This is a genomic window from Anaerostipes sp., from assembly GCF_018381315.1.
In the GTDB taxonomy this organism is placed as follows: Bacteria; Bacillota; Clostridia; order Lachnospirales; family Lachnospiraceae; genus Anaerostipes.
Genome location: NZ_JAGZSD010000020.1, coordinates 1 through 24563 on the forward strand (window position 1 = coordinate 1; position 24563 = coordinate 24563).

A 24563-nucleotide genomic window follows, 5' to 3' on the forward strand; every position below is an offset into this window, starting at 1 on the left:
CGCCAAATGCAATTTGCCACAGGCAAATAGATTCCTTGCGCATTTGTGCGCATCCTGCACGGAGTGCTTTTATTTCATAGGACGCACTTTCCTATGAAACGAAAAACGAGGCGCCAGTATAACTTTGGCACCTCGTTTATTTATTTTCATAGATCGCATATTCTTCTTCCGTCAGCTGAAAAGTCTCCGGATAGACGACAGAAAGAAGGTATTCGTATGCTTCTTTCCACCTGCTGTTTGGCTTATACTGAAACAGTTCCTTCGGAAGTACAACAAAGTGCTTCTGAGTAACCGCTTTTAAGTCCTCCCAGCCCGTCTTGGATGTCAGTTCCCTTTTGATCGTCTTCTCTGCAAGCTTCCGGTCCCCCATAGTTGTAACAAAAATATAATCAGGATCACTGCGGTTAATTTCCTCCAGCGATACACCTGAGCCTTTCGTAAGCTTTTTATTTCCCGCTCCCACATTTTCAATGCCGATGTCTTTCAAAATTTCACATACCACATTTTCGTCTGTCTTTACTTTGATCCCTGTGGAATATGCCCTGAGAACCAATGCTTTCTGTTTCTTTCCTTTCGGCACCTGTTTCAGCAGGCTGTCGGCCTCTTTTCTAACCTTCTCTCCATATTCCTCATAGCTGTCTTCTTCTCCGGTTACAGAAGTCATCTGCTTTAGTACCTCAAGGAAATCATCTAGTGTATTCATCTTAACAACATAATAAGGGATATCCTCTTCTTTCAATTTGACTGCAACCTCCATCTGCTCTTCAATGCTTCCGGAGACCAGCACAAGGTCCGGTTTCAGGGAAAGAATCGTATCAGCATCCGGATGTTTGACTGATCCGATATTCCTTATATCCTTTTTGTTAAGATTCTCATGAACTACCTCTTCTTCCAAAACATCCGAGGTAGCCCCGCATAATTCTCCGCCTGAAAGAAGCCATACGTCTGCCAAGGATGCCGACAATGCCACAACCCTCTCAGGCTCCTTCTTAACTTTCACCCTGCGCCCATCGGAATCTTTCATTGTTGTATAAGACTCCTTCTTTGCCTGCTCCTGTTCCTTCTGCTTTCCATGCCGGCATGCTGCCAGAAACAGAACAGCAGACAGCAGCAAGACAGCTGCTCTGCACTTTCTCTTCATATCCTGGTATTTTCCCCCTCACCAGCTTTTTTACTTATTATATAGTATAACCGGAGGAGACGCAACCTTCACTGTCTGCCGTCAGCCTGCATGGTATCATTCCATACATGAAGCCTGGAAATCATAAAGGTAAATCCTTCTTCTGGAATTTAACAGCACCTGCGGCATAAAATACAACCGCAATTATGGCCAAAACTGCAAGCTTCCAGACAAATGATGTATTTACAGAAGCTGTGCCAATCGTTTCAATATTCTGTACATCAAATAATCCTACCAATGTTAATTTATTAAAAATCCCCAGTTCTTCTACCCCCATCCCGGCATTTACCATATTTTCAGAACCAAACATGCCTAATAATGAAGCAAGAAAGAACCAGACGGCCAAACCTCCGCCGAAAGCCATAGAACGTTTGCTTTGGTTGAAAAGACAGCTTCCGAAATAACATATTCCCGCAACCGCTTCAACTAATATATACATGCCCACGTATGACATAATAATTCCTGCAATATTAACCTCATCAAAGAAAGCAAAGCTGGTAGCAATTTTCACACCGCACACGGCAGTTATAATCAGCAGCGGTGCAGCAATCAGATAAACCGCCTGTGTAAATACAATGGCAGAGCGTTTTGTCGGTGTCGAAAGAACATAAGCCATTGAACCTCTGTCTACCTGTTCTGAAACCAGAGAATTCGCAGTGATAACGATGAATAAAAAGAGAGGCAGCAAGCCTATGACAGTATAGTGCATTTGGTTCAACATTGCTGTCGTGTCCATTTCGCTCATTTTTTCTATCATATCAGACGATATTCCCATTGTTTTAAACATCGTATTCATAAAATCTTCAATATTTAAATCCTTGCCGCTGAAACACCCTTTTGCGTCCTGCAGTGCATAAGTATATTCAAACTGGCGCACATAGGTGGAAACAGGAATATCAGAACCGGACAGCTTTTTACATGTCTTTTCAAAATCTTTAACACTTAATTCCTTATCTGTCTTTTTGTTCATCATATCAAAAGCAGTTTGATACACCGCTTTGTTTTTTGTGCTGTTAAAATCACTGTATGATAAATCTGTACCTGCCATTTTATTATAGGACTCCAGAACAAACAAATAGGAATAAAAATCCTTCTGGGTTTCCGCCGTTTCTTCTGTTGCCGGTGCTGTAGCCATGATGCTGGAGGCATAATTAATCACAGTTGTCATTAAACACATAATAATCAAAACCGCAATCAAAAGCACACGGTTGCTCTTAACTGACTGTTTCATTAAAGGCATAGAAAATAATTTTGTTGTTTTATTGTTAGCTTCCATTTATCTGCACTCCTTTTCATAAATGTTTCTAAAATACTGTTCTAACGAAAGATGTTCTTCATGCAGCGAAGCCACAGAATATTGATTTAACTGCTTAAACAGTTCATTCACTTCTTTTTTGGGTAAAACCACTGTACAGTACATTTTCTCATCATCCCTGTCCTCAACTTCTTCCCGCCTGCTGACAAACTCTGAATACTCACTTCTCTTTTCAAAAGCAATATGAAAAGTTTTTGTATCCCAGTGCCTGAGCTGATACAAGCCGAGAGTATCTATGATCTTACCGCCTTTGATCATCGCCACCCTGTCGCATACCTCTTCAATCTCTTCAAATATATGGCTTGACATAAAGATTGTATGGCCCTTTGCTTTCTCTTCCCGAATCAGCTCCAAAAACGATTCCCTCATAAGGGGATCTAACCCCGTTGTAGGCTCATCTAAAATCAAAATATCCTTATTTCCCATTAAAGCAGCTACAATCGCTGTTTTCTGTTTCATTCCTTTCGACATCCGTTTTAAGTCTGCTGTAGGGTCCAGCTGGAGAAGCTTAATTAAATGATTCATATAGGCAAAATCTGTTACATGAAGATATTCAGCCTGTAATTTAAGAAAATCAGTACCTGTAGGAAGTGAAGGAAAAGCAATCTCTCCGGGCACATAGCTTACATGTTTCATTAAATCACTGGAATGTTTCCACGAGTCACAGCCATGGATGAATGCATTTCCGGAATCGGGTTTTATGAAACCCATGATGTGGCGGATGGTTGTTGTCTTTCCGGCACCATTAGTTCCGACAAATCCAAAGACTTCTCCTCTGCCGACATCTAAGTTAATATCAAAGATACCCCGTCCATGCCCATAATCTTTTGTTAAATGGTTTACATTTATTAAATAATCAGACATTATTTTACCTCCTCGAATTTACGGTCTTCCTTATAGAACTGCATGAAATAGTCCTCCAAAGTAAACGGAAATTCATGAAAGTCTGCTACATTCAGATCAGAAATATCTTCCATTAATTGATTGATTTTATCGTCTGCAACATGAACTCTTGCTCTTATTTTCTCCGGATTTTTAGAAGCAAAATTATACGGCTGTTTGACAAACTCATTGTAAGACGCCTTATCTTCAAACGTTATACGGTACACATTATCCCGTTTCTCTTTTAATGCATCCTTCTGAAATTCTGAAACAATACGTCCGTTTTTTATAATCGCTATTCTGTCGCAGGCTGCATCTACTTCATGGAAAATATGCGATGACAAAAAGATTGTTTTCCCTTTCTCTTTTTCAGAACGAATAAAGTCAATAAACACTTCCTGCATGACAGGATCCAGCCCGGAAGTCGGTTCATCCAGTATCAGAATATCTGGATCATGGAGAAATGCAACCACAACTGCCAATTTTCGTTTAACTCCCAAGCTCATCTTTTTTGTATCAATATTTGGATCTAATTCAAATTTATTAAGCAGCATTTTACAGCGGTCATCACTTTTTACATGCCTTATCTGCATTATCATTTTTATAAATTCTGCTCCTGTTATTCCGGCAGGCAATGCTATTTCCCCTGGAAGATACCCGACAGAAGTCTGCAAAATGGCTGCATTCTCCCAGCTGTTTTGATTTAATATCTTTGTCTCTCCCTTCTGCGGTTTGGAAAATCCCATAAGATGGCGGATGGTTGTTGTCTTTCCGGCACCGTTGGGGCCGAGGAATCCATAGCATTCTCCTTTCTTTACTGAAAGGTTGATATCAAATACTCCTCTGCCATGCCCATAATCTTTTGTCAAATGGACAGCTTCAATATTTGTCATTTTATTTCACTCCTAGCTTCAATATATTTGCTTATCACAACACACTTTTTTATGATTGAAATTCAATCCAACACGTTGTATCATGATTATAGTTCTGCAAAACTAACTTATCAACCACCAGATATATTGAAACTGTCGGATCATTATGAGGAGAATTTTATTATGAGAAAACATCCGGAAGTGACTGCCAGAACACGGCAGTGCTTTATCGATTCTTTTTGGAATTTGTTATCCAAAAACAAATTGAGTAAAATCACAGTAAGCTCTATTACCAAAGAAGCTGGCTATAACAGAGGGACTTTTTATGAATACTTTAAAGATATACCAGACTTGCTGGAACAGATTGAAGATGAACTTATGGACGATCTGATCGATCAGGTTACCGAAAAATTCAGCAGAGGATGTCCTTATAATTTGCAGATCCTTTCCCAGGAATGCGCCTCCATTTTGGTACAGTTTGATGATAAGCTTTTTTATCTCCTCAGTGAATATGGAGATTCTTCTTTTTCTTATCGTTTCAAAAACAGATTCATTAATGAAATAACAAATCTTTTTGATTTCGGGGCAAAAGACCGCTATAAAGATTATATTGTAAACTTTTGTTATTCTGCTCTGATCGGAATCAGGCTTCATTGGTACGAAACCGGCAAACAGCTGGGTTTTGACGAAGTAGTCAGTGTTACACAAGGTTTAATCGCTACCGGTTTGTTTGGCTTTACCGGCCAGGACTATGTTAAGTCATGAAATGATTCCCTGCGCATCAGAAACCTCTATGCAAGAAAAAAACTGCCGCACTTTATTAGTGCGGCAGTCCATTATGAACCTTTTAGATTATTTACCTTCTCTTTGAAACATCTCTGCAAAAGCCTTGACCGCAAGTGTATAAGCAGACTCTCCCATACCGGCAATCATTCCTGCTGCAACAGGTGCAATCACTGAATGTGACCGAAAGCTTTCCCTGTTGAATATATTCGACATGTGTACTTCCAGAATCGGGCACTCTAAAATTTCCAGTGCATCATGGATTGCATAATTATAATGGGTCCATGCCCCTGGATTTATGATCACCCCATCGTACTTTTCATAGAATACCTGATGAATTTTATCAACCATTTCGCCTTCATGGTTTGTCTGAAAGGTATCCACCCGGATTCCCTCTTCTTCTGCTGTCTTTCCAATCAATTCATTGATCTGCTCTAATGTAATAGTTCCATACTGTTTTGGGTCACGCTTTCCATACATATTGTGATTCACACAGTGGAGCATCATCACTTTTTTCATTTTACTGTTCCTCCGTTATTCCTCTATCCATGGTTCTTTTTCTATAATCTCTCTCAGCACGTCATTTTTACCGGCGATAACTTCAATACATATACCGCTTGGAAGGGCAAACCAATTATGTCCCTGAGGCAGTTCTTTTACACCTCTGGCATAGGCTTTTTCCAGTACCCTCTCTATATCTTCGGTCATGATGCCCATATGGTCTGCACGCCCTTCTGCCCCCTCAAAATCAGGCACCTCATTTAACTGAATTCCCGCATGAAGCCACACTTTTCTGTTGGGCACCTCTCCCAACTGCATGCGCACCGGCATGTCAAATACTTCTTTAAAGAAATCAATATGCCAGTCCAGATCTGTGACACGAAGTGCCATATGTTCTAAATATGAAGCCATAAATTCCTCCTATTTTTCCAAAGCCGGTTCGTATTCCAGCAAATACTTCTCAATTCCGCGCACACAGGTCACCAACGTTTGATTTACCGGTGTAGGAATTCCATATTTTTTACCCCAGGCTACAACTGAACCGTTAATAAAATCTATTTCTGTCGGTCTTTTTAATTCAAGACTCTGAAGTATTGATGTCTTAAATGTTCCCGGAAGTCCTTCGCTGGCAGCATACCACGGATATTCCGGATCTTCAGATTTCAGCTTAACACCTGCGGCTTTCGCCACATCAATTCCTTCCTGGACAGCAGCAACTGCTGTCTCTCTGATATAGTCTTCCTCATATAACGGACCATAAGGGAGTCTGGTGATGCCGCAAAGTGCACCTGCTGCAACATTGATTAAAAGTTTGTCCCAAATCAATCCTTTAATGTTGCCGCTTACTTCACAGAGCAGCCCTGCTTTATTGAATTCCTCACATACTGCCTTAATCCTGTCCGTAATCTCTCCAGTCAATTCTCCGATATAAGTATATTTTCCCTTTACTCCCGCACTGACATATCCTGGTTCAAGCAGGCGTCCTCCCACATAAGTCTTTCCGCTGATCACATTATCTTCTCCGATAACCTCCGCAATCGTTTCCTCATTTCCCAGGCCGTTCTGAAGAGACATGACAAGTGTTTCAGGGCCGATGACATTGGTTTCCTTAAGCTGGGCAACCGCCTCTTTTGTTGCAAAAGATTTCACAAGCACAATCACTAAATCCGCCGGTCCAATCCCTTCTGCTGATGTCCTGGCATCGACTTTTACGAACCATTCATCCTTTTCATCAGTCATTTTCAGCCCATCTTTATTGATTGTGTCAATATGCTCTTTCCACTGGTCCACAAAGTAAACTTCTGATCCCCCCTGTGCTAAAGTACCACCGATAGTACTGCCAAGTGATCCCGTTCCTAACATACAAATCTTCATAAAAAACTCCTTTGCTTCTTTAATTATTATTTATTATATCCTCTTTACTGGCTTTTTTGTATATTTGTATCTGTCAGAAATGCAGTTTAACTCTCTTCTTCCAAAGGGAAAAATTTCAGAATATGTGTCGCTGCAACCACGATATCACCGTGCTGGTTGAAGATCTCCAGCTTTGAATATGTTTTATTTGTTTCTTCCTCAATCCGGTCCACTGTATATCTGCACGTTAATGTATCACCAAAAAAGACCGGCTTAATGAATCTTAATCTGTCATATCCATAAGAGGCACTTGGCACCGGTGATTTTACCTGCTCCTGAATCTTGGTTGACGCTGTACATCCAATGGCAAATGTCAGTATTCCATGGACGATCCTCGTCCCATACATGGTTTTTTTCATAAATTCTTCATTAAAATGCATCTGGCTGTAATCAGCCGTGATCCCTCCGAACAGGTACACATCTGTCTCTGTGACTGTTTTTGAAAACTCCGCTGTGTCTCCGATATGCAATGGAATTTCTACTTTTTTTATACTGCTCATAATCTTTCTCCTTCTATTATTATTTATTTATAAATTCATCACGGATTCCCATGATTCCGTCACTGAAAATTCTCTGGTCCATCTGCTTTACATCATCTGAAATGATTGGCTCAAATCCCATCTGGTCTATCACGTCTTTCTGAATGTCTATTCCCGGTGCTGTCTCTGTAAGCATGACTCCGTCTTCCGTCAGGCGGAATACAGCACGCTCTGTGATAAAGATGACTTCCTGTCCCTGTTTTAATGCCTGTTCTCCGCTGAAAGTGATTTCTGAACATTCCGGGATCATTTTTTCAAACTTTCCTTCGCTGATGATTGAAATTCTTCCGTCTCCAACCTGGGTTTTCAGCCCGCCTGCCCGCAAAGTGCCGCAAAGGACTACCTTTTTGGAACCAGCGCATATGTTGACAAATCCGCCGGTCCCCATGATTTTCCCATTGAATTTGTGAACATTTACATTTCCCCTGGCATCCAGCTCTGCAAAACTTAAAAAGGCTACTTCCAGGCCGCCTCCGTCATAGAAATCAAACTGTGCCGGCATATCCATCAAAGCTCTGGAATTAATGCTTGCTCCAAAGAAGATTCCCTGGGCTGTTGCTCCTCCTACCGGACCTGTTTCCACCGTCAGGGTGAATTCATCGCCAATTCCTTCTTCTCTCGCAACCGCTCCGATTCCGTCAGCAATTCCCACGCCCACATTTCCTACGTTTCCAGGTGCAACTTCCATCAGTGCACGGCGTGCCACAACTTTCCTCTGATCCAGTTTCAGCAAAGAATTCTCATCCTCTACAGCTGTATAATCACCGGTAAAAAAACGGTCAGAGCCATTATAAAGCTGTTCCTGTTCCGAATGAATCACAATGGCATCAACTAAATATCCCGGGATCTTAACCTTCCGCGGATGGATGCTGCCCGCTTTCACCAGCCGCTTGGCCTGCAGAATGACAACTCCCCCGTTATTATGTACAGCCTGCGCCATGGCAAGACTGTCCATATAAGTAATTTCATCTTCCAATGATGCATACCCTTCTGTATCCACCGTTGTGGCCCGGATAAAGCATACATCCAACGGAACCACCGGGTAGAACAGCCATTCTTTGCCTCCTGCCGAAGTCAGGTGGATCAGATCCTCTTTTGTTTTGCTGTTCAGTTTCCCGCCTTCATGTCTGGGATCCACAAACGTCCCAAGTCCTACATGGGAAAGGATGCCCGGATGTCCTGCAGCTGCACTTCTCACCAGCTGTGCCATGACACCCTGAGGAAAATTGTAAGCTTCAATTTCATTCTTTTCTGCCATTTCAGCCAAGCGGGGTGACTGGCCCCAGTGGCCTCCGATTGCCCTTTTGACCAGGCCCTTTTGTGCCAAAGGCGACATTCCCCGGTCACCCCGGTCACCAAGTCCGCTGGAATGCCACAATGTCAAATCTTTAGGCTCATTGGTCTCTAAATACCGTTCCCTTAATGCCTCAATAAGGACCTGGGGATCCAGGATCCCTCCTCCTGCACCGCAGACTGCAAGCGTGTCATTGTCATCAATTAATGCCACTGCCTCCCGCGCAGACATAACCGGCACCTTGTTTCCTTTTTTTTCTGGTTTATGCATTTTTACACCTCCTGTATGCTAAAGCTTTCTATGCCGATACGGCCTTTTCTTCTTCCAGACTTTTTTCAATCACTGCATAACGAATATTTACAAGCACCGCCAAAGCGATACCTAAAACAGTGAATCCGACAGCAACCAGCAGGGAATACTCCATTCCATACATAGATGCCAGTTTACTTGCCATTACCGTGGCGGAAAATTGGGAAAGCGCACCTGCAATCATTACTGCGCTGACACATTTCGCTTTGGATGCCGGAAATAAATCTGTCATTGTTGCTGTTACCAGCTGGAGAACTCCTCCTGCTGCGGTTGCTCCGACAATAAACCCTCCTGCTACTGCCAGCGATGGGCTTTTAGAAGCAAACATTAAAAATTCGGTAATTCCTGCAATGATGGGACATACCAAAATAAATCTTACAGGTTTAATCCATTTCAGCAAAAATGTAGTGGCTACTACCATAAAAATTGACCCCAAAGAATACATAGACTGAATCTGTCCTGCAGCACCTTCGGTCATTCCCAGCACGTCCATTCCATAACTTTTATTTACAGCCAGAAAAATCTGAAATGTGGCAGTGCATGTATATCCAATAACAATCAGTGCAATTCCTTCTACATTAAATTTAGAAACCTTTGAAACTCCAACAAAACCTTTAACTCTTTCCCCTTCTGCTGATTCTGCTTTGGGCTGGGGCGCAAATTTTGCTCTTGTCAGAAACAGGCTGTTTACAATTAAAATCACAATACACAGAACAAAGGTCCAGCCATACCACATATCATTTGCCAGCAGATAAGCAATTATCATAGGCATGATGTACTGGGCTATTGAAATGACAAGTTTTGTAAGAATACTGGCTAATCCGGAGTTTTCCAGGATTTCCATTGCCCCCGGAATAACACCTGAATCCAGAAAACCGTTTGCTACTCCGCAAAGCATCGCCACAAAGTATCCGACCTGGGCATTTGGTGATACAAGAATCCCTGCAAAAAATAATACATATACCAGACTTCCAATCAATGTGATCGGCCTTCTCCCGAACCGGTCAGACAATGCACCGGAAAATGGATATGTAATCAGCCTTCCGATTCCCAGTGCAGAGGTCACGGCCACAACTCCTGCTGCTGTAGTTCCCCATTGCTGCTGCAGGGAAGTTACGTTCTGTCCAATGATAGCTGCACCGAATCCGTGAACGAAAAATGTAATATACAGCATAAATGCTGTAGGATATAAATGCCGGTAGCTTTTTTGTTCTTTCATTTTTTTCCTCCTGAAAGTATCTTTTGATTATGATAAAATTATAACAAGTATCCTGTTTTTTTCTACGAACTGATTTGTCCAAAACAAAAATTATCTTGCTATTTATTCTCTTTTTTTATAAGATAAATATATATTATTCGTATTTTATTTCAATTATCTTGTACTGTAATATAATTATCTTGTAATCAAAGGAGATTTCATATGTTTTTGGAGGAATTCAAAGGAAAAGAAAGAAGACCTGTTTTTGAGAAAAACCAGTATCCCAAAATCAGCCGTTTGTCACACAGCTATGACAACCCAACCTGGAATTATCAATATCATTTACATAAAAATGAAACAGAACTAGTCTATATATCGAAAGGAAAAGGAACCTATTTTATTAATACAAATTCCTATCAGTTAAAAAAAGGCAGTATCCTTATTGTAGAGCAAGGTGCCATTCACTCATTGTTTTCCGATAAAAATGATCCTTTAAGCTGCTGGACCTGTGCAGTGACAGATTATAAACTATGCGGGCATCCTGATCATGGCTTTATGCTTCCTGCCAATGTCTGCCCTTTCATGCAGGCAGGAATACATGAAAGCTGCATACACCGCTTATTTGAAGAATTAAATTTAATGAGACAATTTACTTCTGATACATCTCTGTCTGCCTGCGATGCTCTGGCTGCCTCTCTGGCAAATATTTATTACGAACTTTTTTATACATATCCTAAGGCTGAACGTCAAAAAAATTCCTCTTTTGCCAGAGACGTCTTAATTTACATTAATGAAAATTATGCATGCCAGATTACATTAAAAAAACTGGCCCGGCAGTTCCACATCAGCACAGATCATATCAGCCATGAATTTTCAAAAACATATGGTATCTCTCCAATTAATTATGTTATTGACCGAAGGCTGAATGAGGCAAAATGGATGCTGATCAATACTTCCGATTCCCTGGTTTCCATCGCGAGAAAAATAGGATACGAAAATACGAATCATTTTTCAAATCTCTTTCAAAAAAGAATGAATTATCCTCCGCTTAAATTCCGGGAGTTATTTCAGCACCATGCTTCTGAAGAAATTGAAACTCCATAAGATCTTATCCAAAAAAAAGAGAAATATCTGAATCCATCCAGATATTTCTCTTTTTTTAATTTTTATTCAGATATGCATCTACGATATCTTTTGGTACATTTTTTTTGATATTTTTATATATATCAGAGGACGCCTTACGTATATCTTTCTGTGTTTTCTTGTCTAAAGCAACAATCTTTGTACCGCTGTCTCTGATAATCTTCTTGCGGTCTTCATTCCGTTCGTCTGCAGCTTTTCTGGCATATTCCTTTGCCGTTTCCGCCGCTTTCAGAATAATTTTCTGCTGATCTTTGGGCAGATTTTTATAAAACTCATCACTGACAATCAAAGAAACATAATGGGGAAGATGATTGGTCTCCACAATGTAGTCCTGCTGCTCATACAGCTTGCTGGATACGATAACCTCATAAGGGTTTTCCTGAGCATCTATAGTCTTCTGCTGCAGTCCGATATAAACCTCGCTGAATGTCATCGGTGTGGGGTTGGCCTTCAGGGCCTTCCAAAAATCCATATGGTAGCTGTTTTCCATGGTTCTGATCTTCTGTCCCTTAAAATCGGCAATTGATTTCACCTCTTTGTTGGTGGACATGACACGGAACCCCTGATCGGAATAGCCCAGCAGCTTGAATCCTCCTTTTTCATAAACCTTTTCCATTTTTTTATAGAATACGGGATTATCTACTGCCTGTCTGGCCTGTTCAATCGTAGAAAACGCACTTGGAAGGTCAAACACCGCTGTTTCCGGAAGAAACGTAACCTGGGGCGCAGTGTTTTGGACTACAAAAGGAATATCGCCGTCAGAGCAGCTCTCAAGCAGTTCCCGGTCTCCTCCCAGCGTACTGTTGGGATACACTTCGATTTTCATTTTCCCTTTGCTCAGTCTGCCCACTTCATCTGCAAACTTCTGTGAATAGAGCTGAGTGACCGTATCCTCCGGACTGGAGGTTCCCAAAGGCCACGCATACCTCTGCACTCCGTCATCACTTTTTTTCCTGCATCCGCCGAGTGCCAGGGCGGAGATAATACATAAAACTGCAATACCAAATCTCATAAATCTTTTCATCTGTATCTCCCTCCTATAACAGTGCAAGGCTGATCTGCGGTATAAAGGTAATCAGTAACAAAGCCACCAGGAAACAAATGATTAACGGCATTGCTTTTTTCGCAATATCCACCACCGGGATCTGGGTCAGGGATGAGGCCACAAACAGATTTACTCCGATTGGCGGAGTTACAAAACCGATGGCCAGATTGACTACCATCATCACACCAAAATGAATTGGATTCATGCCTACACCCACAGCAATCGGCATCAGAATCGGTGTCAGGATCAAAATAGCCGGCGTAGTATCCATTACCATACCTACCAGCAGCAAAAATACGTTAATCACCAGCAGTATCACCACACCATTATGGAATGTGCCGAGAATCCATTCGCTGACCGTCTGAGGAACCTGCATCAGGGTCAGAACTCTGGAAAATGCAACAGATGCTGCCAAAATAAATAAGATAGGCGCATATGTGCGGATTCCTTCAATCATAACGCTCCATAAATCTTTCAGATGAATACTTTTATATACGAACAGGCTTACAAATACAGAATAAAAAACGGAAATCACCGCGGCTTCTGTCGGTGAGGCGACTCCTGTATAAATGCAGCCTAAGATGATGACCGGGCTGAGAAGTGCAAAAAAACTGTCTTTCAGCACCTTAAGAAGCCCCTTATCATGAAGGGCCTGTACTTCTTTTTGTATCTTTTCTTTATCTTCTCCGTTTTTCCTGCAGTAAAAAACAGCATAGATCATCAGAAGGAGACCGATGGAAACTCCCGGCAGTATTCCGGCGATAAACAGGTCACTGACCGACTGCCCTGAAGCCATACCGTACATAATAAATGGAATACTCGGAGGTATGATGACTCCTAATCCCCCCGCAACTGCCACAATCGCTGTTGCGAACTTTTTATCATAGCCAAGCTTAATTAAAATCGGAATTGTCATACTTCCCACTGCTGCCACAGTTGCCGGTGCCGATCCTGAGATAGCCCCATAAAACAGGCAGGTAACAATAACGGCACAAGGCATTCCCGCAGTAAACTTTCCAATAAAAAATACAAACACATCAAAAATCTTTTTAGAAATACCGCCCTTTGCCATGACCATACCTGACAGCACAAACATTGGAACCGCCAGCAGCGGGAAGCTGTCAATTCCGCCCAGCATAGAACGGATTACGAATTGGCCGCTGGCCGTAAAAGAAGGATCAAAAATCCCCGGAAGCACCGAAACGATACCAAGTCCGATGGAAATCGGTATGGCAATAATTAAACACAAAAAGAAAATAATAAAAACTGATAAAGCTGACATGCCTACACCTCCTGATCCTTTCCAATTGCTACTTTAAACTCAATGATCCATCTCTGCAGAATACGGAATGTAACTAACAGAAAACTTACCAGAGGTGCCGCCTGTATGTAATACATCGGTATATGACAGGCCGGACTCACCTGTCCGCTTTCAAATGCACTCTTTAAATACAGGATAGAATAAGGAATCAGGTATAAAAATAAGGCTAATTCAATTGTATGGTTCACGACTTTAAAAACTGCTTTTCCTCTTCTGGGAAATATTGCAACAAACTGTTCAATCTTAATGGAAATGCACTTTTTTGTGCAGTAGCTTACACTGATAAATCCTGACCATATGAACAGGTACCTTGTTATCTCTTCCGACCAGGAAAGAGATGCCCCGAACACGTAGCGGGCCAAAACCTGGACCCCCATAATCAGCACCATGCCGATCAGGAAAATTCCCATTAAAAACTCTTCTAAATTCTCATCTAACCACTTAAGCATTTTCTTACCTCTCTTTTGCAGACAAGGCTTCTCCGCTAATAATCTGCCCGGAGAATTCTCACTGTCTGCCATCTTCACTTTATCTAAAAGTTAATTTTTTAACAACCAATCCCCTATATTATACAGGGAATTAATTGATTCTTCAAATAGATTTTTTATATGAGATTAATAATTTTTGTCTATCAATACTGCAGTTTGCTTAAGCGGCACAGCTTCCGCCGTTCTCAAGCATGTTTATACCGGCTTTTCCTCTTGCGGATCGGATGCCTGATGATTGTCTTTGGTTTGGACTCTTCTGTTAGTCAAAGAAGTTCTTATAATGAAAAAGGACTTTCCATTCACAGGAAAGTCCTTTTTCTGAAATTTCTACAGTCCCTGATTGCTGTGGAGGAACTGAAGCATATCATTTAATTCGCCGACTGCTGCCTGTCCAGGCGCTGAGGCTTTTTTTGCAGCCCCGAAAGTCAGCGCAGATCCGAACACTTCACCGCAAAGACGGCTGATCAGACCCATTCCGGCCATTGACATAGTAATAATCGGACGGTCAGCATGCTCTGTATACATTTCTTCTGTGGCTGCAAGAAGTGTAAGTACATCTTTTCTGCAGGTCGGCATTACTGCGATCTTCGGAATATCCGCACCTAACTCCTGCATCTTTACAAGTCTGCCCACAATATCTTCTTTTGCAGGCGTTTTGTCAAAGTCATGGTTGGAAGCCACCACTTTTACACCGCACTTATGAGCACTGGCTACGATATCTTTTACAATATCATCACCCGTGAATACTTCCACATCCACTAAGTCTACATATCCGCTTTCTGCCGCCTTTTTATTAAGCTCAGCATACGGGGCTGCTTCAATCGCTTTTTCTCCCCCTTCTTTTGAAGTACGGAAGGTAAACAGAATCGGTGTTTCTCCTAATGCTTCTCTTAAGTCTTTTAATACATCTTCTACTTTATTAAAATCAAAGACTCCTTCAAACCAGTCCACACGCCATTCCACTACATCCACAGGGATATCTTTAAAAGACTTTGCCTCTGTAATGATCTCATCTTTTGTTACTCCCACGATCGGTACACAGATCTTGGGAACTCCTGTTCCGATTTCCACATTTCTAACTTTTACTGGATTCATACTTTACTCCTTTGCAGCTCTTTCTTCCATTGCCTTATATCTGACATTGACAAACAGAGCCAGAACAACTCCAACAATGGTGATACCGATATTCATCAATAAAATATCTGCTTTATCCATTGTACCAGCCAGAGATAAGATTGTATAGTTTGATAAGCTGGATGCGATCATAACAATACTTGTGATCGTTCCTTTGATTTTTGGAAACAGGTCATTAGCTGTTGCTGTTACAAGCTGGAGAACAACTGCTCCTGCAGAATATCCTACCACTGCAGATCCGATATAGCAGATTGCCGGAGTTTTTAATAAGTAAACCAGGGCAATCATAACGGTTGCAATCAGCGGATAGATAAATAAGAATCTGACACCTTTGATCTTATTAACTAAAACAGTGGTAACAACGATAGCAACAAGAGAACCTGTGCTGTAGTAGGTCTGCATCACAGAAGGATCTCCGATCTTTGCATATTCCTTCGCAAAATCCTGGGCACAGTTAAGCCATAACTGGAATGTAGCTGTCCCTGTAAATCCGATGATGATCAGTGCAATGCTTTCTAAAGAGAAATTTGCATGTTTGATATCCTGAATCAGAGAAGTTTTTTCTCCTGCTGCAGTCTCCATCTTCGGAAGCGGCGCAAACAGTACAAGTACACCAATAATAAGAATAGCGGCACCGCAAACATATAACAGTACATTTAAGGAAAGGTTTGCACCTACAATTGCACCGATCATAAACGGCATCAATAACTGAGAACATGAAATAGAAAACTTCGTCAGCATTGTAGCCATGCTGGATCTTGGAGCTAGAATTTCAACACATGCCGGGATAACACCGGTATCCAGGAATGAGTTTGCGATACCTCCTAAGATTGCAGCAATATAGGCAACCGTCATGTTCGGGGACATGGCAAGTCCTAAGAAAAAGATGGCGTAAGATCCTGCACCGATGACAGATGCAACTTTTCTTCCAAGCTTATCAGAAAGCGGCCCTGCAAACGGAAGCGCAATCAGCCTTCCCAGCCCTAATGCAGCCGCAACCATAGTAACAAGCCCGATGTCGGATGCTCCCCACTGTTTCACCAATGTTTCTTTTACTGCTACCTGTCCTAATACAGAAGCACCGATACCATGGATAAAATAATTCAAATATAAGATAAAGGCGCTTGGGTAATATTTTTTGTTCATAATAGTAGATTCCTCTCTTGAATTTCTCTTTTCTAATCGTATTTAATGTCCAGCACTTCTTTCATGTGGTCGATCGGCATATGTTTTCCGGTCCACAGATGGAAAGCGGCATCTCCCTGGAACAGCATCATTCCAAGACCATTCATTGTCTTGCAGCCGGCTTCTTTAGCCATCTTTAAAAGTGCGGTTTCTCTCGGTGCATATATAGTGTCTGTGACAATCAGGTCCGGACGAAGGAAAGATGCGTCAGGGATCACTGACTGGCCTTCCATCGGTTTCATTCCCACACCTGTAGCCTGGGCAAACAGATAGCTGTCCTTTATTTCTTCTTTTAATTTATCTTTATCATCCAGGTCATAAAGATTTACAATACAGTCTGTGTTGGCACGAATCTTTTCAACTGTTTTCTCTGCATTTTCCCAGAACTTATCTTTGATATTGAAGATTGACATCTCTTTAACGCCATCCAGTGCCGCCTGGATCTCAATCGCTGTGGCTGCTCCGCCGGCTCCTGTAATTGTCATTTTTTTACCGATGACATCAATATCATTGTCTTTCAGTGACTGCATATAACCGATTCCGTCCGTGATATGTCCTGTTAAAACTCCGTTTTCATTGACGATTGTGTTTACTGCTCCGGCCATTTCTGCTGCCGGTGACAATTTATCCAGGTACTGCCCTACAACTGTCTTGTTCGGCATAGATACGTTGGAACCTTTCATCTGTAAAGCTCTGAGTCCCTTAACTGCATCCTCCAATGTATCATTGTCAACTTCAAATGCTAAATACGCATAATCAAGCCCTAATTCAGCAAATGCTTCATTGTGCATTGCCGGTGAACTGGAATGTCTGATTGGATATGCCATAAGCCCGATTAATTCTGTATGTCCTGTGATTCTTTCTGCCATGTGTCATTCTCCTTTTTTACTTACCCTTTTTACTTACCCTGTTACTGCTTCACCCAAAAGTTAATTTTTTAACAACCTTACGAAACCTATTATACACGGATCTTATTGATACTTCTAATACATCTTTTAATCTTTTTTAATAGCTTTTTGCTATCGTTTATGTTATTCTTCTATATATAAATACCCGTTGAAATTTTCACAGAAATGAGGCTGCCCATGAATTTAAACCAATTAACTTATTTTCAGAAAATCGCCACACTCCAGCATTATCATCAGGCAGCAAAGGAACTGAATGTTTCCCAGCCCAGCTTAAGCCGTTCCATTTCAAATCTGGAGGAAGAACTCGGACTTCCTCTTTTCCGCAAAAACGGAAGGAACATTGAGCTGACCAAATACGGCCAGATTTTTTTAGAACATGTCAACAAAATCCTTAATGAGGTAAAAATTGCCGAAGATAAAATGAAGGCTCTCTCCAACGCAAAAGGCGGCCACATCGACCTGGCATATGTATTTCCTCTGGCAAAGTCCTATATTCCCCACCTTGTCCGGAGCTTTTTGGATTCGGAAGGGAATCATAATATTACCTTCTCCATGACACAGGAAATCACCAACAAAATGCTTCGTGATCTTAAATCCGAGAAATATGATGTCATTTTCGGTTCCTATGTGCCAAATGAACCCGATGTGGAGTTTATCCCTGTCATAAATCAGGAAATGGTCATCATTACACCCCCTGAGCATCCTTTAAAACATAAGAAAGAAATTCTTCTGGAAGATCTGCTGGCCTATCCGGTCATAGGCTATGACCGGACTTCCGGTCTCGGACAATTTACACACTCTATTTACAGGCAGAATCAGATGGAGCCTCAGATTGCCTTTGAGACTTCCGACGAAAATGCCATCGCTGCCCTCGTATCCGAAAACTTCGGTATCGGCTTTGTTGCCCATGTGGAATCACTCAGAGAGTATGATGTAGAAATCCTTCACTTAAACAATGTAAAACCGTACCACACCGTTTATATGGCTTATATAAAACATAATATTATGATTCCTGCAGTAGAAAAATTTATTGGCTTTGTTAAAAAAACGATAGATAAAAATTATTGATTTTTTAAAAAATATCAATTTGTTAAATATTTATCCTTGCTCTATAATAGAATTATCATTACAGATCACCCAAATGCAATGATAACAACCCCATTTAGAAATCGTTTATCTTTTTTGGAGGTTATAAAATGAAGTGCAATTATAAGAATATTTTCAGTCCGCTGACAATAAAAAATATGACAATGAAGAACCGTATCATGATGACGCCTATGGGAACCAATTACGGTGAACAGACCGGTGAGATGAGCTTTCTTCATATCAATTACTATGAGCAGAGAGCAAAAGGCGGAGTAGGGCTTATCATGGTGGAAAATGCCAGTGTGGATTCACCTCTTGGCTCTAACGGTACAACACAGATCAGAATCGACCACGACAATTATATGCCCCGCTTCTTTAAGCTCTGTGAAACGATCCACTCTCACGGTGCATGTATCGGATTACAGTTAAATCACGCAGGTGCATCTGCACAGTCTAAGCGTACAAATATGCAGCCTGTATCTGCATCCAACATCCCATCCAAGGCAGGCGGGGAAACCCCTCGTCCTCTTACCAAAGATGAGATTTATGCTATTGTAAAGAAGTACGGTGAAGCTGCTGCCCGTGCACAGGCCTCAGGCTTTGACTGCGTTGAAATCCACGCAGGACATTCTTACCTGATCAGCCAGTTCTTATCTCCTACAACCAATGTCAGAACCGATGAGTTCGGCGGATCTGCGGAAAACAGAGCAAGATTTGCAAGACTGGTATTGGAAGAAGTCAGAAAGGCAGTCGGACCAATGTTCCCGATTTTTGTCCGGATCAGTGCGGATGAATTTATGGAGCACGGAAATACACTGGATGATACTTTGGATTATCTTCAGTATTTCCAGGAGGAGGCTGATGCTTTTGATGTATCTGCCGGATTAAACGGTTCCATCCAGTATCAGATCGATGCCAACTATTTAGAAGACGGCTGGAGATCCTACATGGCCAAAGCTGTCAAAGAAAAATACGGAAAACCATGCGTAACGATGGGAAATATCCGTGATCCCCGTGTTGCCGACGATATTCTTGCACGCGGTGACGCTGACATCATCGGTATGGGACGCGGTCTCATTGCTGATCCCTGCTGGGTGAAAAAGGTTGCCACAGGACATGAAGACGAACTGAGAAAATGTATTTCCTGCAATATCGGATGTGCAGGAAACCGAATCGGTGTCAACCGTCCGATCCGCTGTACTATTAACCCGACTGTCAATGACGGAGCAGATTACAAGAAACATAAGATTACAAAACCATGCAACGTTGTTGTCATCGGAGGCGGTACTGCCGGGCTGGAAGCTGCATGTACAGCTGCGGAAGTAGGATGCACTACTTTCTTATTAGAAAAAGAGGATCATCTGGGCGGACTTTCCGTAGAAATTTCTAAGATTCCGGATAAGAAACGTCTGGCAGACTTTCCTCACTACTTACAGGTAAGGGCATCAAAATTAAACAACCTGTTTATCTTTAAAGGACAGGAAGCTACACTGCCGGTTATCAAAGCTCTCCATCCGAATATCATTGTCAACGCCACAGGATCTAATCCTCTTCTTCCGCCGATCAAAGGTCTTCATGACCATATCGACAAAGAAGGCTCCAAGGTTGCTTCCATCTCAGGCATGATCAATCATTTGGCTGATTACCCGGAAGATTGTACCGGTAAGAAAGTCGTTGTCATCGGAGGCGGTGCCGTAGGGCTGGATGTTGTAGAATATTTCGCACCAAAAGGCGCAGAAGTCAGCATTGTAGAAATGATGCCTGCCATCGGCAAAGATCTGGACCCTGTTTCTAAGTCCGGAGTTACGGCCCTCATGAAAAAGCATAATGTCAATCAGATGCCGAATACTGCTCTCTGTGAAGTGAAAGCTGATGCTTTTCTTGTAAAAGCTGACGGCGAAGAGAAAGATCTTCCGTTTGACTATGGATTTGTCTGTCTGGGAATGCGTGCCAACGCACCGATCCTTGATGAAGTCCGTGAAGCATACGCAGATACCAATGTAGAGATCGTCAATATCGGTGACAGCGTCCGCGCAAGACGTATCATTGATGGGGTTCAGGAAGGACATAATATTTTAAGAGTTCTTTCTGACATGGAATATTTATAAACAATACCTGCCAAACTCTTTTCATAACATATTTATATAACAGAAACAAGGGAACCATATCATCTTGATGGTTCCCTTGTTTCGTTTGCTTTCTTCTATTCATGAAGTTCCAGCGGAAGCCCGTCCGGATCATGGAAAAATGTCATTTTTTTACCGGTATATGTGTCATGCCTGATTTCCTCTGTCTCAATTCCTGCTTCTTTTAATTCTTTTACTGCCTGTTCGATATCCTCTGTATAGAAAGCAAGATGTCTGAGTCCGCAGGCTTCAGGATAAGAAGGCCTTGCGGGATGTCCTTCTCCTGAAAATATCTCCAGTTCACAGTCTCCAAGTTTTAAATCTAATTTCCAGTCTCCCCTGTCCTCCCGGTAATTTTCCCTTATAATTTCAAATCCCAGCTGATCTGTATAAAACTTTTTTGACCGCTCATAATCACTGACAATTACCGCTATATGATGTATCTTACTCAATTTCATTTCCGTCTGTCTCCTTTTCCATCTGTCACCCTTCTGCCCTTTTATTATATATTATAAAGTAAAAGAATGAAAAGGATTGTTTTATGAATCACTGCTGTCACAAACCGTGTCCGCCGGAGCCGGCTCCCCCGGAATCAATCAATTTTTATGCCCAGTATGGGGCATATTCTAATGACGCTGCCGGAACAGATATAAATTTTTTTCCTGTCTTCCAGGAAGGCAGCGAAATTCAGCTTGAAAATGATACAACGATATTGCTTTCTCCAGGATATCTTTACCTTATAGATTTTATTTTCCTTGCAACCCCCGGGGCCAGCGGATATATGCAGATCCTTCCCTTTATCAACGGCACACCCCGTCTGCTTTATTCATTTTTTGCACCTGCAGGGGCAGAAAAGAACACTTCTGCCTCAGGAAGTTTTACCACAAATGAAGCACTTGCCTCTGAAGCGCGCCTGACATTCCGCCTCTCATATTCTTCTTCTACAGGAAATATTGATCTGAGCGGTGCTGTATCGGTTACGCCTCTGCAGGCAGTGCGTCCGTCTTTATGAGTAAAACAGATGCCGGACAGTCCGCCGGCATCTGTTTTCTTCTTTTTACATGCAAATGGAAACTGCCGGAATTCTGTTTACAATTCCGGCAGATATCTCACATTACATTTTCAGTCTTCTCTTTAATTTCTCAACGGCTTTTTTCTCAATACGGCTCACATAAGAGCGTGAAATATCCAGTCTTTTTGCCACTTCCTTTTGGGTCATCGGCTTTTTCCCATACAGCCCATACCTCATGATCAGCGTGCTTTTTTCTCTGGACGGTTCCATTTCATCTACCATTTTATAAAGATCCCTGATCTTTTCTTTGAGATCCAGTTCATCTACTATATCGCTCTCATCCGCCCCCAGTACATCCAAAAGATTTATTTCATTCCCCTCTTTGTCAATTCCGATCGGCTCATACAGCGAAGTATCTTTTGCACTTTTCCTCTCCTGTCTCAGCATCATGAGAAGCTCGTTTTCAATACACCGGGAAGCGTAGGTCACCAGCCGGTGCCCTTTTTCCACATTATAGGTATTGATTGCTTTAATCAGCCCGATGGTCCCGACGGATATGAGATCATCTTTATCCCTGTCGAAATTATTGTATTTTTTTACAATATGGGCAACCAGACGAAGATTGTGTTCTACTAAAATATTTCTAGCCTCCATGTCCCCCAGATGGCTTTTCTTTAAATAATATTGTTCCTCTTCTTGTGACAGCGGTTCTAAAAATGCCTGCAAGTAAAGCAACCTCCAAGCCTTTTTAACATTCTATGCCCACCTGCGTCCAATAGTGCTTTTCCTTCTGAAAGTTATTTTTCTGGTGCAGTTATTCCGTCATTGGGATGATAATTCTCTCTGTTTTATGATATAATTATGTAAAAACAATACAGGAGATGAGAGAATGAAAAAATTAAAAGCTGCGGCATTATTATGTCTTTTGTGCCTGCTGACCGCCGGGTGTTCAAAAGAAGAAAATGTCAAAAACAAGACGGTCACTTTAACGTATCAAAAAAATAAATATGAAGGCCAATATACAGGTCTCATGAAAAACGGCAAGCCAACAGAAGGGACTTTTTCCTACAAAAAAGGAACAGACTATCTCTCCTATAAAGGAAAATTGTCCGGCGGAAAAATGTCCGGAAAGGGAACTCTTAAGACAAACCTTATGAAGCCCTACTTCCTCGGAACAGCCTGTACCGGAACTTATAAAGGCAGTGTTTCTGACGGCAAGGCCAGCGGAAACGGAAGTTTTGAATTTTTGACTCCAAAAGATTTAAAAGGCTCTGTCTATAAAGGAAACTGGCATGCAAATATGGCAAATGGCAGAGGACGTATCGATTTCCCTGAAAAAGAAGGGGGAGGCGCTATCATCGGCAGCTTTGATACCGGCTATTTTGACCCTTCCAAGCTGGACTGTTATGAGACAGTCGGAACCCTTGTGGGCAGCAGCTATAAGGTTTCTTCCAAGGCTGCATCCTTTATAAAAAACAATCCGGATCTGTTTATGGCAAAAGATGAAAACGACCTTGCATTATATGCAGATTCTTCCTTAAATTATGCCGATGTATTAAAAAATCCAGCTTCATTCGGAGATAAAATTATGAAATTTTCCAGCTATCCGGTTCTCAATTCTAGTCTGGGTGAAGAACTGTTTGGAGAGAAATTTTCCTTTATCCTGCTGGGACGTCCATCTGAAAATACTTACATCTATGTTATCTGCCTGAAATCTGTAAAAAATGTTGAAATCAACAGTAATCAGACTGTTTACGGGCTTCCCCTTGCATCTTCTGTCTATGAAACTAAGTCCGGCAAGAAGTTAAAGGTACTGGTATTGGCGGGCAGTTTCCTGAAACATGAATAGCAGAAGGGAGGAAAACATAATGAAAAATATAAAAATAATTGCTGTTTTTTGTTTAATCATCTTATGTCTCACCGGATGCTCCAGGAATGTGACAAAAAAAGAAATGACAGTCTCCTTTTTTGACAAAGATCTAAAAGGCAGATTCACTGGTACACTGAAAGACAAGAAACCGCAGGGAAAGGGGTCTTTTCAATATAAAAACGGCAAACAATACTTATATTACAAGGGGGATTTTAACAAAGGGGCTCCATCCGGCAAAGGATATCTGAAAACCAATCTTTGCAAAGTCACATTTGGCATCACTGAGACCACAGGAAACTACCAGGGCGAAACACTGGACGGCAAACTTAGCGGAAAAGGGGAATACAGAGCATTAACACCCTCCGATTTAAAATCCACATATACCGGGTACTGGAAAGATAACCTGGCCGAGGGGCAGGGAGAACTGGTTTTTGATAATAAGAAATATTTCAAAGAGTCCGGAACTTTTACCGAAGGATCCTTCACCCCAAATTTTCTGGAACTCTTTAACAATCTAGGTGCCGAAAAGGATCTGCCTTTTTCAGTTTGCTATAAAGCTCAGGATTTTTTGCTGTATAATGAAGAATTATTTCCTGCAAAAAGTATAGGCAAGATTAAACATAAGCTGGATTCTTCTGTAAAGCTCAGTGAGATTCTAAAAAATCCAGAACAATATGGAGACAAAATTGTGAAACTTCCTAAATATTATGTGGTTGACTCTTACACCTTTACATCTTATGGATACGACCTCTGCGAACTGACTCTCGTTAATTATCCAAAGAGACAAGCCTGTATCGTCTATTATCCGGGAAAGCTTAAACAGATTCATAAATCTGATTTCGCAGACATTTACTGCATACCGATCGGGAAATCCTCTTACGAAAACAAAAATGGAGGTACTGTTAAAACGTTTGTTTTTGCCGCTAGTTATATAAAGAAAGTAAAATAAATACGAGCCA

25 protein-coding genes are annotated in these 24563 nt (G+C 41.6%); 7 read left to right on the top strand and 18 right to left on the bottom strand.

What is annotated here, in order from left to right:
* Window positions 1–136 precede the first annotated feature (136 nt).
* The 4 genes from KH180_RS13430 to KH180_RS13445 all read right to left on the bottom strand — a co-directional run bounded on the left by KH180_RS13430 (window position 137) and on the right by KH180_RS13445 (window position 4270).
* Complete coding sequence (locus KH180_RS13430; protein ID WP_290761163.1) at window positions 137–1141, bottom strand: ABC transporter substrate-binding protein; 1005 nt, start codon at window positions 1139–1141, stop codon at window positions 137–139.
* Between the two features lie 121 nt (window positions 1142–1262).
* Window positions 1263–2456 carry an ABC transporter permease gene (locus KH180_RS13435; protein WP_290761164.1) on the bottom strand — a complete coding sequence of 398 codons (1194 nt, stop codon included), beginning with the start codon at window positions 2454–2456 and terminating at the stop codon, window positions 1263–1265.
* A complete protein-coding gene (locus KH180_RS13440; protein ID WP_290761165.1) occupies window positions 2457–3359 on the bottom strand; it encodes an ABC transporter ATP-binding protein in 903 nt (300 codons plus the stop codon).
* Entirely contained in the window at window positions 3359–4270 is a 912-nt protein-coding gene (locus KH180_RS13445) for an ABC transporter ATP-binding protein (RefSeq protein ID WP_290761166.1), read from the bottom strand. Before KH180_RS13445 ends, KH180_RS13440 begins: the two co-directional genes overlap by 1 nt.
* A gap of 162 nt (window positions 4271–4432) precedes the next feature.
* Between KH180_RS13445 and KH180_RS13450 the strand changes: the two genes are divergently transcribed.
* Window positions 4433–5014, top strand: coding sequence for a TetR/AcrR family transcriptional regulator (locus KH180_RS13450; protein ID WP_290761167.1), 582 nt, complete (start codon window positions 4433–4435; stop codon window positions 5012–5014).
* 87 nt (window positions 5015–5101) lie between these two features.
* Here KH180_RS13450 and aroQ read toward each other — a convergent pair whose 3' ends face one another.
* The 6 genes from aroQ to KH180_RS13480 form a co-directional block, all read right to left on the bottom strand.
* Window positions 5102–5551, bottom strand: a complete 450-nt coding sequence (gene aroQ / locus KH180_RS13455) for a type II 3-dehydroquinate dehydratase (protein ID WP_290761169.1) — start codon at window positions 5549–5551, stop codon at window positions 5102–5104.
* 15 nt (window positions 5552–5566) lie between these two features.
* Window positions 5567–5944: a VOC family protein gene (locus KH180_RS13460; RefSeq protein WP_290761171.1), complete on the bottom strand. Its 378-nt coding sequence runs from the start codon at window positions 5942–5944 to the stop codon at window positions 5567–5569.
* A 9-nt stretch (window positions 5945–5953) separates the two neighbouring features.
* The gene (locus KH180_RS13465) at window positions 5954–6907 is read right to left on the bottom strand and encodes a ketopantoate reductase family protein (RefSeq protein ID WP_290761173.1); all 954 of its coding nucleotides are present in this window, start codon (window positions 6905–6907) and stop codon (window positions 5954–5956) included.
* 86 nt (window positions 6908–6993) lie between these two features.
* On the bottom strand, window positions 6994–7446 hold the full coding sequence (locus KH180_RS13470) for a MaoC family dehydratase (protein ID WP_290761174.1): 453 nt from the start codon (window positions 7444–7446) through the stop codon (window positions 6994–6996).
* Window positions 7447–7465: 19 nt separating this feature from the next.
* Entirely contained in the window at window positions 7466–9049 is a 1584-nt protein-coding gene (locus KH180_RS13475; protein WP_290761175.1) for an acyl CoA:acetate/3-ketoacid CoA transferase, read from the bottom strand.
* Between the two features lie 28 nt (window positions 9050–9077).
* The gene (locus KH180_RS13480) at window positions 9078–10307 is read right to left on the bottom strand and encodes an MFS transporter (protein WP_290761177.1); all 1230 of its coding nucleotides are present in this window, start codon (window positions 10305–10307) and stop codon (window positions 9078–9080) included.
* A 201-nt stretch (window positions 10308–10508) separates the two neighbouring features.
* Here KH180_RS13480 and KH180_RS13485 point away from each other — a divergent pair, with 201 nt between their 5' ends.
* Window positions 10509–11390: an AraC family transcriptional regulator gene (locus KH180_RS13485; protein WP_290761179.1), complete on the top strand. Its 882-nt coding sequence runs from the start codon at window positions 10509–10511 to the stop codon at window positions 11388–11390.
* Between the two features lie 55 nt (window positions 11391–11445).
* Here the strand turns inward: KH180_RS13485 and KH180_RS13490 are convergent, their stop codons facing one another.
* The 6 genes from KH180_RS13490 to KH180_RS13515 form a co-directional block, all read right to left on the bottom strand.
* Window positions 11446–12453 carry a TRAP transporter substrate-binding protein gene (locus KH180_RS13490; RefSeq protein WP_290761180.1) on the bottom strand — a complete coding sequence of 336 codons (1008 nt, stop codon included), beginning with the start codon at window positions 12451–12453 and terminating at the stop codon, window positions 11446–11448.
* A gap of 13 nt (window positions 12454–12466) precedes the next feature.
* Window positions 12467–13756: a TRAP transporter large permease gene (locus tag KH180_RS13495; protein ID WP_290761181.1), complete on the bottom strand. Its 1290-nt coding sequence runs from the start codon at window positions 13754–13756 to the stop codon at window positions 12467–12469.
* Between the two features lie 2 nt (window positions 13757–13758).
* Window positions 13759–14244, bottom strand: a complete 486-nt coding sequence (locus KH180_RS13500; RefSeq protein WP_290761183.1) for a TRAP transporter small permease — start codon at window positions 14242–14244, stop codon at window positions 13759–13761.
* A gap of 366 nt (window positions 14245–14610) precedes the next feature.
* Window positions 14611–15378 (bottom strand): type I 3-dehydroquinate dehydratase, encoded by a 768-nt coding sequence (gene aroD / locus KH180_RS13505; RefSeq protein WP_290761185.1) that lies wholly within the window; start codon window positions 15376–15378, stop codon window positions 14611–14613.
* A 3-nt stretch (window positions 15379–15381) separates the two neighbouring features.
* The gene (locus tag KH180_RS13510) at window positions 15382–16563 is read right to left on the bottom strand and encodes an MFS transporter (RefSeq protein WP_290761187.1); all 1182 of its coding nucleotides are present in this window, start codon (window positions 16561–16563) and stop codon (window positions 15382–15384) included.
* A gap of 32 nt (window positions 16564–16595) precedes the next feature.
* Entirely contained in the window at window positions 16596–17471 is an 876-nt protein-coding gene (locus KH180_RS13515) for a shikimate dehydrogenase (RefSeq protein ID WP_290761189.1), read from the bottom strand.
* A 216-nt stretch (window positions 17472–17687) separates the two neighbouring features.
* Between KH180_RS13515 and KH180_RS13520 the strand changes: the two genes are divergently transcribed.
* Both KH180_RS13520 and KH180_RS13525 read left to right on the top strand, forming a co-directional pair.
* Window positions 17688–18578 (top strand): LysR family transcriptional regulator, encoded by an 891-nt coding sequence (locus tag KH180_RS13520; protein ID WP_290761191.1) that lies wholly within the window; start codon window positions 17688–17690, stop codon window positions 18576–18578.
* A 128-nt stretch (window positions 18579–18706) separates the two neighbouring features.
* Entirely contained in the window at window positions 18707–20704 is a 1998-nt protein-coding gene (locus KH180_RS13525; RefSeq protein ID WP_290761192.1) for an oxidoreductase, read from the top strand.
* 95 nt (window positions 20705–20799) lie between these two features.
* Here the strand turns inward: KH180_RS13525 and gloA2 are convergent, their stop codons facing one another.
* The gene (gloA2, locus tag KH180_RS13530; RefSeq protein ID WP_290761193.1) at window positions 20800–21180 is read right to left on the bottom strand and encodes an SMU1112c/YaeR family gloxylase I-like metalloprotein; all 381 of its coding nucleotides are present in this window, start codon (window positions 21178–21180) and stop codon (window positions 20800–20802) included.
* Between the two features lie 83 nt (window positions 21181–21263).
* On the opposite strand from gloA2, the gene KH180_RS13535 reads away from it, so the two are divergent.
* On the top strand, window positions 21264–21734 hold the full coding sequence (locus KH180_RS13535; RefSeq protein ID WP_290761195.1) for a hypothetical protein: 471 nt from the start codon (window positions 21264–21266) through the stop codon (window positions 21732–21734).
* 102 nt (window positions 21735–21836) lie between these two features.
* Here the strand turns inward: KH180_RS13535 and sigK are convergent, their stop codons facing one another.
* Entirely contained in the window at window positions 21837–22460 is a 624-nt protein-coding gene (sigK, locus tag KH180_RS13540; RefSeq protein ID WP_290761197.1) for an RNA polymerase sporulation sigma factor SigK, read from the bottom strand.
* 163 nt (window positions 22461–22623) lie between these two features.
* On the opposite strand from sigK, the gene KH180_RS13545 reads away from it, so the two are divergent.
* Both KH180_RS13545 and KH180_RS13550 read left to right on the top strand, forming a co-directional pair.
* Window positions 22624–23583, top strand: coding sequence for an MORN protein (locus KH180_RS13545; RefSeq protein ID WP_290761199.1), 960 nt, complete (start codon window positions 22624–22626; stop codon window positions 23581–23583).
* Window positions 23584–23602: 19 nt separating this feature from the next.
* Window positions 23603–24553, top strand: a complete 951-nt coding sequence (locus tag KH180_RS13550; RefSeq protein ID WP_290761201.1) for a hypothetical protein — start codon at window positions 23603–23605, stop codon at window positions 24551–24553.
* Window positions 24554–24563 lie beyond the last annotated feature (10 nt).

What these genes read in the sequence shown, in the direction of transcription:
- KH180_RS13430 (WP_290761163.1), bottom strand. Translation starts at nt 1,141, where the DNA reads ATGAAGAGAAAGTGCAGAGCAGCTGTCTTGCTGCTGTCTGCTGTTCTG.
- KH180_RS13435 (WP_290761164.1), bottom strand. Translation starts at nt 2,456, where the DNA reads ATGGAAGCTAACAATAAAACAACAAAATTATTTTCTATGCCTTTAATG.
- KH180_RS13440 (WP_290761165.1), bottom strand. Translation starts at nt 3,359, where the DNA reads ATGTCTGATTATTTAATAAATGTAAACCATTTAACAAAAGATTATGGG.
- KH180_RS13445 (WP_290761166.1), bottom strand. Translation starts at nt 4,270, where the DNA reads ATGACAAATATTGAAGCTGTCCATTTGACAAAAGATTATGGGCATGGC.
- KH180_RS13450 (WP_290761167.1), top strand. Translation starts at nt 4,433, where the DNA reads ATGAGAAAACATCCGGAAGTGACTGCCAGAACACGGCAGTGCTTTATC.
- aroQ (WP_290761169.1), bottom strand. Translation starts at nt 5,551, where the DNA reads ATGAAAAAAGTGATGATGCTCCACTGTGTGAATCACAATATGTATGGA.
- KH180_RS13460 (WP_290761171.1), bottom strand. Translation starts at nt 5,944, where the DNA reads ATGGCTTCATATTTAGAACATATGGCACTTCGTGTCACAGATCTGGAC.
- KH180_RS13465 (WP_290761173.1), bottom strand. Translation starts at nt 6,907, where the DNA reads ATGAAGATTTGTATGTTAGGAACGGGATCACTTGGCAGTACTATCGGT.
- KH180_RS13470 (WP_290761174.1), bottom strand. Translation starts at nt 7,446, where the DNA reads ATGAGCAGTATAAAAAAAGTAGAAATTCCATTGCATATCGGAGACACA.
- KH180_RS13475 (WP_290761175.1), bottom strand. Translation starts at nt 9,049, where the DNA reads ATGCATAAACCAGAAAAAAAAGGAAACAAGGTGCCGGTTATGTCTGCG.
- KH180_RS13480 (WP_290761177.1), bottom strand. Translation starts at nt 10,307, where the DNA reads ATGAAAGAACAAAAAAGCTACCGGCATTTATATCCTACAGCATTTATG.
- KH180_RS13485 (WP_290761179.1), top strand. Translation starts at nt 10,509, where the DNA reads ATGTTTTTGGAGGAATTCAAAGGAAAAGAAAGAAGACCTGTTTTTGAG.
- KH180_RS13490 (WP_290761180.1), bottom strand. Translation starts at nt 12,453, where the DNA reads ATGAAAAGATTTATGAGATTTGGTATTGCAGTTTTATGTATTATCTCC.
- KH180_RS13495 (WP_290761181.1), bottom strand. Translation starts at nt 13,756, where the DNA reads ATGTCAGCTTTATCAGTTTTTATTATTTTCTTTTTGTGTTTAATTATT.
- KH180_RS13500 (WP_290761183.1), bottom strand. Translation starts at nt 14,244, where the DNA reads ATGCTTAAGTGGTTAGATGAGAATTTAGAAGAGTTTTTAATGGGAATT.
- aroD (WP_290761185.1), bottom strand. Translation starts at nt 15,378, where the DNA reads ATGAATCCAGTAAAAGTTAGAAATGTGGAAATCGGAACAGGAGTTCCC.
- KH180_RS13510 (WP_290761187.1), bottom strand. Translation starts at nt 16,563, where the DNA reads ATGAACAAAAAATATTACCCAAGCGCCTTTATCTTATATTTGAATTAT.
- KH180_RS13515 (WP_290761189.1), bottom strand. Translation starts at nt 17,471, where the DNA reads ATGGCAGAAAGAATCACAGGACATACAGAATTAATCGGGCTTATGGCA.
- KH180_RS13520 (WP_290761191.1), top strand. Translation starts at nt 17,688, where the DNA reads ATGAATTTAAACCAATTAACTTATTTTCAGAAAATCGCCACACTCCAG.
- KH180_RS13525 (WP_290761192.1), top strand. Translation starts at nt 18,707, where the DNA reads ATGAAGTGCAATTATAAGAATATTTTCAGTCCGCTGACAATAAAAAAT.
- gloA2 (WP_290761193.1), bottom strand. Translation starts at nt 21,180, where the DNA reads ATGAAATTGAGTAAGATACATCATATAGCGGTAATTGTCAGTGATTAT.
- KH180_RS13535 (WP_290761195.1), top strand. Translation starts at nt 21,264, where the DNA reads ATGAATCACTGCTGTCACAAACCGTGTCCGCCGGAGCCGGCTCCCCCG.
- KH180_RS13545 (WP_290761199.1), top strand. Translation starts at nt 22,624, where the DNA reads ATGAAAAAATTAAAAGCTGCGGCATTATTATGTCTTTTGTGCCTGCTG.
- KH180_RS13550 (WP_290761201.1), top strand. Translation starts at nt 23,603, where the DNA reads ATGAAAAATATAAAAATAATTGCTGTTTTTTGTTTAATCATCTTATGT.